This is a genomic window from Lientehia hominis (assembly GCF_021044755.1).
In the GTDB taxonomy this organism is placed as follows: Bacteria; Bacillota; Clostridia; order Lachnospirales; family Lachnospiraceae; genus Lientehia; species Lientehia hominis.
Genome location: NZ_JAJNOR010000002.1, coordinates 120,381 through 132,002 on the forward strand (window position 1 = coordinate 120,381; position 11,622 = coordinate 132,002).

Consider the following 11,622-nt stretch of genomic DNA (forward strand, 5'->3'; position numbering starts at 1 on the left):
AAGCAGCAGAAACAGAATAAACAAATCATATACAAAGAAGCAGGAAGGGAGCGGACGATTTGGAAAACAAGTGGAATATTGGCGAGGGCGGCGAAATGCCCATCGGTTTTGGCCTGTCCCTGGCGGCAAACTCAAAATCCATGGAGGCTTTTGCCAACATGTCAGACACGGAAAAAGAAAATACCGTTGAAAAGAGCCGTCAGATGCACACAAGGCGGGATATGGAACAGTTTGTGAACAGTCTGGGTGAAGAAAAAGACCGTTTTCGATAAAAGGATAACTACACCTCCAGAGAAGAGAACACTTCTCAGGGGGTGTTTTTATTAACTAAGATGCCCTCATGTTCACAGACGCCTCCTCATGGACTGCAGGATCTTCTTTTCCAGGCGGGATACCTGCACCTGGGATATCCCCAGCTCTTCCGCCACCTGTGTCTGCGTCTTATCCATATAATAACGCATGACAATGAGCCGCTGCTCCTGCGGCGCCAGTTCCTTTAACAGCCTCGTGATCACGATCTTATTTAAGACACCCTCGTCTTCTTCTCTTCCGTCCTCCAGCTTGTCTATCAGATAAATAGCGTTTCCGTCACCGTGATAAATGGTCTTATAGAGAGATTCCACCTCGGCGCCGGACTCCATGGCCGCGGCCAGCTCCGTCGGCTCCACTTGAAGCGCTGCCGCCAGCTCGTCCAGCGTAGGTTCCCTTCCCAAGGACACTCCCAGCTTTTCCTTTTCAGCCCTTGCCTTTGCCGCCATTTCTTTCAGCGACCGGCTGATCTTGATCATGCCGTCGTCCCGGAGGAAACGCTTAATCTCACCGGTTATCATTGGTATCGCATAAGTGGAGAACCTGACATCAAATGACATATCGAATTTATCAATGGCCTTTATAAGTCCGATGCTTCCTATCTGGAACAAATCCTCCGGTTCATGGCCGCGGCCCAGAAATCTTCGCACGACACTCCAGATAAGACCCATGTTCTCCGATACCAGCCTGTCTCTCGCCTCTTTATCCCCTGCGTGTGCCGATTGGATCAATTCCATTGTCTCGTCCATGCACGCCTCCTTATGTATCACAGCGGAAAAATTGAGCCTATCCGTTTTACCATCCGGACCTCTGTCCCTTTTCCCGGTTCCGATTCCACCGTCACCTCATCCATGAAGGCCTCCATGAATGAAAATCCCATGCCCGAACGTTCTTTAGAAGGCTTGGATGTATAGAGCGGCTCCATTGCCTGCTTCACATTGGCAATGCCTATTCCTTCGTCTCTCACAACAATGGTCAGACTCTTGCCCGCTATGGTAAGATCCAGATGGACCATCCCTATTTCCTTCTCATATCCATGAATGATGGCATTGGTCACCGCCTCGGAAACCGCCGTCTTGATGTCCTCTATTTCCTCTACCGTGGGATCCAGCCTGGCCGCGAATACCGCCGACACCACTCTGGCAAACTGCTCATTGTGGGAATAACTTTCGAATTCCAGATGAACGGTCTCACCGCCTCTTTCTTTATTTTTTAAATCCGTATTCATATTTCCCTCTAGTTTTCTGTCCATATCCGGCTCCTCATCCTCCTTCCAGTCTCTTTCCGTCTTCACAGCTTCTGTCTTTTCTGTTTCCACAGCGTTCTTCATTTTATCTTCCCCTTTCCTCATTCTGGCCGTCCCAGCTTTGAATGATGCGGTAGATTCCTGACATCTCCAGAATCTTCTTCACCCTGGGACTCGCATCTTTCACAAATACCTCCCCGCCCACAGCCGCCATTTCTTTATAGCGGCCCAGGATCATCCCAATTCCTGAACTGTCCATGAAATCTGTTTTGGAAAAATCAAAGACAAGTCTTGTAACCTTTCGTCTACCCCGCGCTTCGGCAATTCCCAATTTCATCTCCTGGCTGCTGTGATGGTCTACCTCCTTCGGCATCAGCGCATAAAGCACCGTACCTCTAACCTTATAGTTTGCCCCATTTTCCAATTTTCTATTCCTCCTGCTCTGCGAATATTTCACTCTGTTTTTACATTTCTCACTGACCGCCGGCGTTTTATGCCGGAATTCCTCGGATTTTCTGCAAAAAAAGGAACACATACAAATTATTTTTCCTTTGTATGTGTTCCTATGTCTGTTTTTTTCTAGTAGCCTCTCTGCTGAAGCGCCTGAGCACCCCATGTCGTCCCCGAATACGCAGGATTATCAATGAGCTGGTTATAATAGCTCACAGCCTTTCCCCAGTCGCCAAGATTGTGATAGCATACGCCCATATAGAAGATCACCTCCGGATAATCCGGCTGAAGCTCCAGGCACTTATCAAAATACACCCTGGCCGTCTCCCAGCTTCTGGCATCGTATGCCGCCTTGCCCAAATTAAACAGGTTCTGAACGCCGCTGTCATTAAACTCCGAGTTCAGTGAATTGTATACACTCTGGAAGGTTTCGTTGGTCACCAGGCTGGGATCTATGGAAGAAATGGAGTCCATGGCCCCGATATAATCCCCGCTGGCTTTCAGCGTCAGCACATTCAGAAGCTTATTGTACTCATTGATAATGCCGCCCTCACCGGTATAAGCAGCCAGTTCATTCTGAAGATTGCTCTTTTCTTCATTCAGGCTGTCGATCTGTCCCTGAAGCCCGGTAATGTTCGTATCCCGCTCCGCGATCTTTTCATTGTAGGTCAATATATTCTCATTGAAGCTGGTATTCAGCGCCTTTTCCTTCACCGGCAGGATCAGAAAATACGTAAACAGCACCCCGACTACAAGACCCACCGCCAGCAAAAGCACCGTGGCCCAGCTGCCCGTTCCCTCCCGGTAGGTGGGCACAATAGCTTCATCCCGGACCGCATCCTCGAATAGGTCCCGCTCCACATTCTTTCGGGCCTGCTTCCTGCTCTTTTCCTTCGCGATCGCCTTTTTGTTTTTTGCGATGTCCTTAAGCTCGTCCAAATAGGAAAGAGCCGCCGTATTATTCACGTCGATGTTCAGGATAGCCCGGATGGTCTTTTCGGCTTTCGCATACTCTTCCTTTTTCAGGTAAAGCAGTCCCAGAAGCTGATACGCTTTTACAAATCTGGAATTCATGCTGATGACCTTTTTGGCCTGCAGAAGCGCCAGATCCTCACTGTCGTGGCGGGCATAGTACAAGGCCTGGTTAAACTTCTTCAAGGTCTGGTTCATCTGATTCAGTCTGGACTGCCTGGATTGGAGCTTTCTGAGATATTCTGCCGCCAGATTATCATCCGGCTGAAGATTCTTGCTGATGACCCATTCTGCCAGCGCATCCACAGTCTCACCCATTTCATAATAAATGAGACCCAGAAGGTTCCTGGCATCCGTATTCTTTTTATATAGATCAAGACTTTTTCTGAGATAAACGGCCGCGCCGCTCAAATCCCGCACCTTTGCCTTTTCCAGCCCCACATTGTAGTACGTGTTGGAGGCCTTGACTACTTTCCTGTACAGGGACACATCTCGCCCGCAGACAGGGCAGTATTTTCCGGTGCCCATCTGATGATGGCAATATAAACATTCCATAAAATTCCTACTCTCTGCCGTCCTGTTCGTACTGTTCTTTCAAAAACTCCACCATGATGTCCGTCACATCTGTGATGTCCCGGTTCACGATGGTATCCTCCACCTGGTCAATATCCCGGCTGGGCTTAAATTTGGCCAGCTCTTCTTCAAAATTCAGCATACAGACTCATCCTCTCTAAAATCACAGATACAAAAAGTATATCATAGTTTCCATGAATGCACACCTTCAAAATTCTTAAAATTTTCTATATGTGCAAGAAGTATTCTACTACAAATTACCATTTTTTACAATTGAAAAAGGCCGACAGAAATCGCCATACTTTTCATTTCTCCGGACTTTTCCAGAATCATGAGCCGGCTTTTTCCCTCAGGAGCTCTTTGATGCTTCCCGCCAGATATAGGGAACCTGCGATAAATACAAGATCCTCCTCCGATTTCTTTTCCATGGCAAAAGCAAATGCCTCCCGGATATTTCCGAAGCTCCAGATCTGCCTGTCCGTCTTTTTTTGAAACGTCTCCAGAATATTTTTTAACGGCAGAGCCCTGTAGCTGTTAAGCTCCGTCAGAATAAATCCGTTAAAGTCCGCGCCCCGGCAGATCTCATCGATCATTGTCTCATAATCCTTGTCCGCCACTGCCGAAAAAAGCAGATACTTTTTTCCGGCGCATGGAATTTTCGTTACGGTCTCAATGAAGACCCTGATTCCGTCGTCGTTGTGGGCGCCGTCCATATAAACGCCGGGAAGCACCGGTTCCATCCGTCCGGGCCAGGAAGTATGAAGGAGCGCTTCTTCCAGTCTGCCCGGCTTCTTCCCCTCCAGAATATGAACGGCGGTCAGGGCCAGCGACGCGTTCATCGCCTGATAATCTGCCACAAAAGGCACGCGGAACTCTCTTCCGGCCAGCACTCCTTCTGTCATCCGGAATTCGATTCCTGCCCTGTCTCTCTTTGTGATATCATAATCTGCGGGATTCACAGGCCAGGCCGGCGCGCGCTTCTCTGCCGCAGCTTTTCTTATCACACGAGAAGCCTCTTCTCTGCTGTCATCATAGACTACAGGCCTTCCCTCTTTTATGATACCGGCTTTTTCCCAGGCAATCTGGGAGATCGTATCACCAAGTATCTCCGTATGGTCCAGCCCGATCGACGCGATCACACAGACCAAGGGAGAATCAATCACGTTGGTGGCATCCAGCCGCCCGCCGAGCCCCACCTCCAGCACCGTGATATCCACCTTCATTTCCCGGAAGATCAGCATGCCGATCAGAAATAAATATTCAAAATAAGAAGGATGGACAATCTCATCCTTCCTTTCCTCACACAGATTATAAAGTTGGTGAAAGGCGTCCAGAAACAGCTCTTCACCGACCTGTTCACCGTCTATCAAAAAACGCTCTGTGATGTCCACCAGATGGGGAGAAGTGAATGTCCCCACCCGGTACTTGTTTTCCCTCAGGATGCTGCTTATAAACGCACAAACGGAACCCTTCCCATTGGTCCCCGCCACATGGATGAACTTCTGTCCACTTTCCGGGTGCCCGAGAAGCTCCAGAATCCGTCTTTCATTCTCCATCGTGGTCTTCTTAGAAAAGCGGGGGATATCATTCAGATAATCCTCCGCTTCTTTTATATTCATTTTATATCCCATGATCGTTTCCTCTGTCTGCATTATTTTTCTTTGATTATAATACAGATCTTTCGATATGCAAACATTTTATCAAAGGAAACCGTAAAAATTCGCTACAAAACCTCTCTCTTCCATTTTCCCTGCCGGTAAAACAGATATGAAAGAATCGTGGAAATAGTCCAGCCGATGGGCCAGGACAGCCAGATTCCCGTGGAATGGAAAGGTACGGAAAGAAGAAACGAAAGTATCACCCGGAGCAGGAGATCAGTAAACGTCGCCGCCATGAAGTACCGCATCGCTCCGGCCCCCCGCAGCACTCCGTCAGCCATCAGCTTCAGCGAGACCACAAAATAGAAGGGTGAAACAATCTTTAAAAACGTTGTGCCGGTGGAAAGTGCGGTTCCCACATCTGCGCCTGAGGGAAGAAATAAAAAGATCATTTCCTTTCCGAACAGGAAAAATACCGCCGCAAACGGCACCGCCACCAAAAACGCCATGACCGTCCCCGCCCGGAATCCCTGGCTGACCCGCTCTTCTTTCCCGGCTCCCATATTCTGCGCCGTATAGCTGGACAGTCCATTGGCGAGCGTCGTGAATGATGTAATGGTAAAAGTATTCAATTTGATCGCCGCTGAATATCCCGCAATGACTGAGGATCCAAACCCGTTTACCCTCCACTGTATAAAAATATTTCCGACAGAAATAAAGCTCTGCTGCAAAATGCTGGGCACCGCGATCACTCCGACGCGCTTCAGCATATTAGCAGAAAACATCGCGGGCCTTTTTTCTGTTTTTACTCTCCTGAGGCGGAAGAGCAGGGTAAAAAACGCCAGGACACAGGCCGCACCCTGAGCTAAAAAAGTAGCCCAGGCCACACCTGCCACTCCCATGTGGAATCCGGTCACAAACCAATAGTCCAGGAAAATATTGCTTAAGGAAGAACCGATCAGAAAGTAAAGCGGCGTCTTGGAGTCTCCCAGGGAGGTAAAGATGCCGGTACAGATATTATATAAAAACAAGAACAGAAAACCGCCTATGTAGATTCTCAGGTACAGAGCACCGTCATCAAACACATTTGCCGGCGTGTTGATCATCTTCATTAAAAGTCCCGTGCCCCAGAGTCCGAATACAGTCAGGACCGCGGACAGGACCACGGAAGCGATCAAAGTCGTATAGACCGCCGTCTTCATCTCTTCAAATTTCTTGGCGCCGAACAGCTGGGATATGACCACAGAACATCCGATGTTGCTGCCCACCGCAATGGCCATAAAGATCATCGTGATCGGATAGGAAGCGCCCACTGCCGCAAGGGCGGCCTCCCCCGCAAATTTCCCCGCTATGGCGCTGTCAGCTATATTATAAAACTGCTGGAAAATCACACTGACGAACATCGGAATGGAAAATCTCCACAGCACCGATGACGGCTTTCCCTCTGTCAGGTCTTTTATCATTTCAAACTCCTCTGCTTTCCTCTTGATTTTAAGCCCGCATGGAATTATACTACTTTTACATCCATTTGAATAATTTTATTTTTAACGCTCATCCATAGAAATTTTCTATTGATGATCCATCTGACTACAGGAGCCGCAATGTCCGTAAATTTTGAATACTATAAAATTTTTTATTTCGTTGCCAAGTATAAAAGCATCACAAGAGCCGCAAGAGCCCTTTTCTTGTCCCAGCCCACTGTCAGCCACTATATCCGCTGTCTGGAGACAGAGCTGGACTGTTCTCTGTTTCTCCGCTCCAAAAAAGGCGTGACTCTGACACCGGAGGCGGAGCTGCTTTTCAGCCATGTGGAAAAAGCCTGCTCTCAGCTCTGGGAAGCAGAAGAGGCTCTGGCCGCCAGCAAGTCCCTCGCTGCCGGCACTGTCCGGATCGGAGCCAGTGAAATGACTCTCCACAATTTCCTGCTGCCTTATCTGAAAAAATTCAGGAATATATACCCGTCCCTGAAGCTTAAGATCTCCTGCGGCACCACCCCCGGAACACTGGCTTCTCTTCGGGACGGCGCTTCCGACTTTGCCATCGTCATCTCTCCTCTGGAAAACGCCGAAGGGCTGGAAATGACCCCTCTGACGTCCTTTCAAGATATCGTGATCGCCGGCAGAAGCTTTCAGGAGCTTAAAGGCCGTGTCCTGAGCATTCACGAACTGGTACGATATCCTTTGATCTGTATCAGCCAGGGAAGCGCCACCCGCCGCTTCCTGGAACAGCATTTCATAAGCTGCGGAGCGGTGCTGGAGCCGGACGTGGAACCAGCCACCACTGATCTGGTCACGCCGCTGGTCATCCACGATCTCGGCATCGGCATCGTTCCCGAAGGCTTTGCCTCAGAGGCCCTGTCGGACGGTTCCGTCTTCCAGATTCCCATAAAAGAAGAGCTGCCGCCCCGACACATCTGTGTGGTGAGCGACAGCTCCCATCCGGTCTCCCTGGCCGGAATGCAGTTTCTGGAGCTGCTGGCAGAACCGTTATAGGTCCGCCGCAAAGCTCCCCGCTGTATTTTTATGACCGGCTCACTGCTTCTTCAGCTGACGCAGACGCTCCTGCACCTGCTCCATCATCTGCTCGTATTTCGCCAGCTTCTCTTTTTCCGCCTGAATCTTGGCCTCCGGCGCACGGCTTACGAATTTTTCATTATTCAGCATGCCTTTGGAGCGGCTCAGCTCCTTGTCAAGCCTCTCTTCCTCCCTCTCAAGGCGTTCCACTTCTTTCGAAATATCCACCAGCTCCGCAAATGGCATATAAATAACCGCTTTGGCCGTCACCGCCGACACCGCGTCCTCTGCGATTCCCGATTTATCCGCCTGGACGGATACTTCACTGGCATATCCCAGCGTTGCAAAAAAGATTCTGCCGTTTTCAAAAATCCCACGGACAGAAGCGTCCTCTGATACCACGATCACCTTTGCCTTTTTGCTGGGCGGCACATTCATGGAAGTACGGACGTTCCTGATGCTGCGCACCGCTTCTTTAATGGTCTCCACCGAATTCTCCTCGCCGGCAAAATTCCATTCCGGCTTATATTCCGGCCATTGGGAGATCATGATAGACTCCTCTTCTTCCTGCAGGTTGCAGAAGATCTCCTCTGTGATAAACGGCATATAGGGATGCAGAAGCTTCAGGGACTGGATCAGCACCGTCTTGAGCGTCCAGATAGCCGCCGCTTTTGTTTCATCTGTGTCGCTGTAAAGCCTGGGCTTCACCATCTCAATATACCAGTCGCAGAATTCCTCCCAAATAAAATCGTACACCTTCTGGAGGGCGATTCCCAGCTCATATTTATCCAGGTTATCCGTCACATCTTTCGTCAGAGTATTCACCTTAGACAAAATCCACTTGTCGGCGCTGGTCAGATTCTTTACATCTGCCTGATGGTCCTCCGCTTTTTCCAGATTCATCATAATAAACCGTGAGGCGTTCCAGACCTTGTTGGCAAAGTTCCTGCTGGCTTCCACTCGCTCCCAGTAAAACCTCATATCATTTCCGGGGGCGTTTCCTGTGATCAGCGTCATACGGAGGGCGTCAGCGCCGAATTTCTCCACAACCTCCAGAGGATCAATGCCGTTTCCAAGGGATTTACTCATCTTCCTTCCCTGGGAATCCCTCACCAGTCCATGGATCAGCACCGTATGGAAGGGTTCCTTCCCGGTCTGCTCGATGCCGGAGAACACCATACGGATGACCCAGAAGAAGATAATATCATAACCGGTGACTAGTACATCCGTAGGGTAAAAATAATCCATCTCCGGCGTCTTTTCCGGCCATCCAAGAGTTGAAAAGGGCCACAGGGCTGAGCTGAACCAGGTATCCAGCGTATCCTCATCCTGAACCATATGCGTGCATCCGCATTTCGGACAGGTATGGGGAGCTTCCTTCGCTACGACCATTTCTCCACATTTCCCGCAGTAATACGCGGGAATACGGTGTCCCCACCAAAGCTGCCTGGAAATACACCAGTCTCTGATGTTCTCCAGCCAGTGCAGGTACGTCTTGCCAAAGCTCTCCGGCACAAATTTGAGACGTCCGGATTTAAGCGCTTCAATGGCAGGCTTCGCCATCTCATCCATCTTTACGAACCACTGCTGCTTCACCATGGGCTCAATGGTGGTCTTGCACCGGTCATGTGTCCCCACATTATGAGAATGATCCGCGACCTTCACAAGAAGACCCAGCTCTTCCAGCTCTTTCACAATGGCTTTCCGTGCCTCATAACGGTCCATTCCTTCATATTTTCCGCCATTTTCATTGATGGTGGCATCATCATTTAATATATTGATCTCTTTCAGCCCGCAGCGTTTGCCCACTTCAAAATCGTTGGGATCATGGGCGGGAGTGATCTTCACACAGCCTGTACCGAATTCCTTGTCCACATAGGAATCGGCCACGACTGGGATCTCCCGGTTCACAATGGGCAGAATCAGCATCTTTCCCACCAGATCCTTGTACCGTTCATCATCGGGATGAACGGCTACGGCAGTATCTCCGAGCATCGTTTCCGGCCTGGTCGTAGCAATCTCCACACAGCGTCCGGGCTCATCCTTTACCGGATAGTTGATGTGCCAGAAATGGCCTGCCTGCTCCTCATGTACTACCTCAGCATCTGAAATGGAGGTCTGACATTCGGGGCACCAGTTGATGATACGGGAGCCTTTATAAATATATCCCTTTTCATACAGGCGGATAAATACTTCCAGAACGGCCTCGGAGCAGCCTTCATCCATGGTAAAGCGTTCTCTGTCCCAGTCTGCCGAAGAGCCCAGCTTTTTCAGCTGATTGACAATCCTTCCGCCGTATTCCTCTTTCCATTCCCAGGCATATTTCATGAATTCTTCCCGGGTAAGGTCTTCCTTCTGGATACCCTCGCTGCGGAGCTTATCGATGACCTTGACTTCCGTGGCGATCGCCGCGTGGTCGGTGCCCGGCTGCCACAGGGCCGAATATCCCTGCATCCTCTTATAACGAATCAAAATATCCTGCATGGTGTTGTCGAGAGCATGTCCCATATGCAGCTGGCCTGTAATGTTGGGCGGCGGCATTACAATGGTAAACGGTTTTTTGCTCTTATCCACCTCCGCGTGGAAATATTTCTTATCCATCCACTTTTCATACAACCGCTCCTCAATGGATCCGGGATTATAGGTTTTTTCCAGTTCCTTACTCATAGTCGTAATCTTCCTTTCTTATTGCAGAACAAAAAATACCCTCCGCCGTCTTTCGACGGCAGAGGGCGAATCATCGCGGTACCACCTCTGGTTGGCTGCAGAAAACTGCCGCAGTCATCTCTGGCCCGGTAACGGGGGCAAACCGCAGCTGCTTACTTCTTCCATCCAACACAGGATGTTTTCAGCGGCTCGGCTCAGAAGCTACCTTCCTCCAATGCGTTCATGGACAGCCTTTCAGCCGGTGAGCCGTCCTCTCTGGATGTGCCGTTGGTGTACTCCTCTTCTTCGCAGCCTGTATCTGCTGTTCATTTAAAGAATTCTTTTCAAAATCATGCCCAGATTATACTATATCCGGCTTCATTTGTAAAGGGCCAGCCGCCGTTTCCGGACATTTTCCTACATATCGTCTTCTTTTTCCCTGCTGTACTCACCGGAAATATCTCCATAAGTCTTTTCTTCCTGTCCTCCGGCTATATCTCCTACGCACTTCTCCTCCGGCACGTTCTCCACGTCTCCGTATATCCGCTTGCAAGAGTCCTTTCCGGCTTCTTCGTTCCATGCCTCAAGGCCTCCGGCCGCCCTGATCCGTACGACCTTTCTCTGTTTCAGCATCCGGGCCGTATACCAGATGAGTTCCAAACCCATCACCAGGAAAACCGCCGCTACAAACCAGGAGCCTATGGGAACACAAGAAGCCGAGCAGACGGTGATATACACAAACATCGCCATCAGGGACACGTCCATCCACGCCAGAAAATCCAGGGTGATCCTCACCGCGGCCTGTACATCCTCATCTGTCACAAAATCTTTAAGCTTCTTCGAATAGAGCCCTTCCCGGGTCGTACCGTTCCTGCAGATAAGGACTGCAATAAAATGGCATCCATAAATAAAGAACATGACAAAGACCAGCATGAACAGGACTTCTTTTCCTCCCCATTTATCCACAGCTCCCGCGCCATTATAGTGACTGGGAATCTGATCCGGAATCCTGCTCCAGAATACGAACAGAAAAACAGCGGTGAGCCAGACGCTCAGATGAATGAGCCAGGTTGCAATCCTGTAATTGATACTGCGATACGGTTTCATCACAGCTCCTCCCTTTTACCCCCCTTTTTCCGTCCCCTCACGGCTTCAGTCAAAAGGTATTCGATCTGCCCGTTGATGGAACGAAAATCGTCCTCTGCCCACTGAGCCAGCTCATTCCAAAGAGCCGGCGACAGCCGGAGGAGCACTTGTTTTTTATTTTTATCCTTTTCGTTCTTCTGCACGGGCATTTTCTCACCTACCATTCTAA

Annotated in this window: 12 protein-coding genes; 2 read left to right on the top strand and 10 right to left on the bottom strand. The window is 49.7% G+C overall.

What is annotated here, in order from left to right:
* Positions 1 to 59: 59 nt before the first annotated feature.
* Complete coding sequence (locus LQE92_RS05400) at positions 60 to 272, top strand: hypothetical protein (RefSeq protein WP_231061979.1); 213 nt, start codon at positions 60 to 62, stop codon at positions 270 to 272.
* A gap of 72 nt (positions 273 to 344) precedes the next feature.
* Here the strand turns inward: LQE92_RS05400 and sigF are convergent, their stop codons facing one another.
* The 7 genes from sigF to LQE92_RS05435 all read right to left on the bottom strand — a co-directional run bounded on the left by sigF (position 345) and on the right by LQE92_RS05435 (position 6,611).
* Positions 345 to 1,058, bottom strand: coding sequence for an RNA polymerase sporulation sigma factor SigF (gene sigF, locus LQE92_RS05405; protein ID WP_231061980.1), 714 nt, complete (start codon positions 1,056 to 1,058; stop codon positions 345 to 347).
* 17 nt (positions 1,059 to 1,075) lie between these two features.
* Entirely contained in the window at positions 1,076 to 1,561 is a 486-nt protein-coding gene (spoIIAB, locus tag LQE92_RS05410; protein ID WP_408611439.1) for an anti-sigma F factor, read from the bottom strand.
* A gap of 79 nt (positions 1,562 to 1,640) precedes the next feature.
* Positions 1,641 to 1,979, bottom strand: a complete 339-nt coding sequence (locus tag LQE92_RS05415) for an STAS domain-containing protein (RefSeq protein WP_231061981.1) — start codon at positions 1,977 to 1,979, stop codon at positions 1,641 to 1,643.
* 155 nt (positions 1,980 to 2,134) lie between these two features.
* Positions 2,135 to 3,532, bottom strand: a complete 1,398-nt coding sequence (locus LQE92_RS05420; RefSeq protein WP_231061982.1) for a tetratricopeptide repeat protein — start codon at positions 3,530 to 3,532, stop codon at positions 2,135 to 2,137.
* A gap of 7 nt (positions 3,533 to 3,539) precedes the next feature.
* Complete coding sequence (locus tag LQE92_RS05425) at positions 3,540 to 3,692, bottom strand: hypothetical protein (protein WP_231061983.1); 153 nt, start codon at positions 3,690 to 3,692, stop codon at positions 3,540 to 3,542.
* Positions 3,693 to 3,879: 187 nt separating this feature from the next.
* On the bottom strand, positions 3,880 to 5,181 hold the full coding sequence (locus LQE92_RS05430) for a bifunctional folylpolyglutamate synthase/dihydrofolate synthase (protein ID WP_231061984.1): 1,302 nt from the start codon (positions 5,179 to 5,181) through the stop codon (positions 3,880 to 3,882).
* A gap of 92 nt (positions 5,182 to 5,273) precedes the next feature.
* Positions 5,274 to 6,611 carry an MATE family efflux transporter gene (locus LQE92_RS05435; protein WP_231061985.1) on the bottom strand — a complete coding sequence of 446 codons (1,338 nt, stop codon included), beginning with the start codon at positions 6,609 to 6,611 and terminating at the stop codon, positions 5,274 to 5,276.
* A gap of 138 nt (positions 6,612 to 6,749) precedes the next feature.
* Here LQE92_RS05435 and LQE92_RS05440 point away from each other — a divergent pair, with 138 nt between their 5' ends.
* Complete coding sequence (locus LQE92_RS05440; protein WP_231061986.1) at positions 6,750 to 7,640, top strand: LysR family transcriptional regulator; 891 nt, start codon at positions 6,750 to 6,752, stop codon at positions 7,638 to 7,640.
* 39 nt (positions 7,641 to 7,679) lie between these two features.
* Here LQE92_RS05440 and LQE92_RS05445 read toward each other — a convergent pair whose 3' ends face one another.
* The 3 genes from LQE92_RS05445 to LQE92_RS05455 all read right to left on the bottom strand — a co-directional run bounded on the left by LQE92_RS05445 (position 7,680) and on the right by LQE92_RS05455 (position 11,617).
* On the bottom strand, positions 7,680 to 10,328 hold the full coding sequence (locus LQE92_RS05445) for a valine--tRNA ligase (RefSeq protein WP_231061987.1): 2,649 nt from the start codon (positions 10,326 to 10,328) through the stop codon (positions 7,680 to 7,682).
* 396 nt (positions 10,329 to 10,724) lie between these two features.
* Positions 10,725 to 11,414 (bottom strand): DUF1648 domain-containing protein, encoded by a 690-nt coding sequence (locus LQE92_RS05450; protein ID WP_231061988.1) that lies wholly within the window; start codon positions 11,412 to 11,414, stop codon positions 10,725 to 10,727.
* A complete protein-coding gene (locus tag LQE92_RS05455; protein ID WP_231061989.1) occupies positions 11,414 to 11,617 on the bottom strand; it encodes an Arc family DNA-binding protein in 204 nt (67 codons plus the stop codon). The genes LQE92_RS05450 and LQE92_RS05455 overlap by 1 nt, the downstream gene beginning before the upstream one ends.
* Positions 11,618 to 11,622 lie beyond the last annotated feature (5 nt).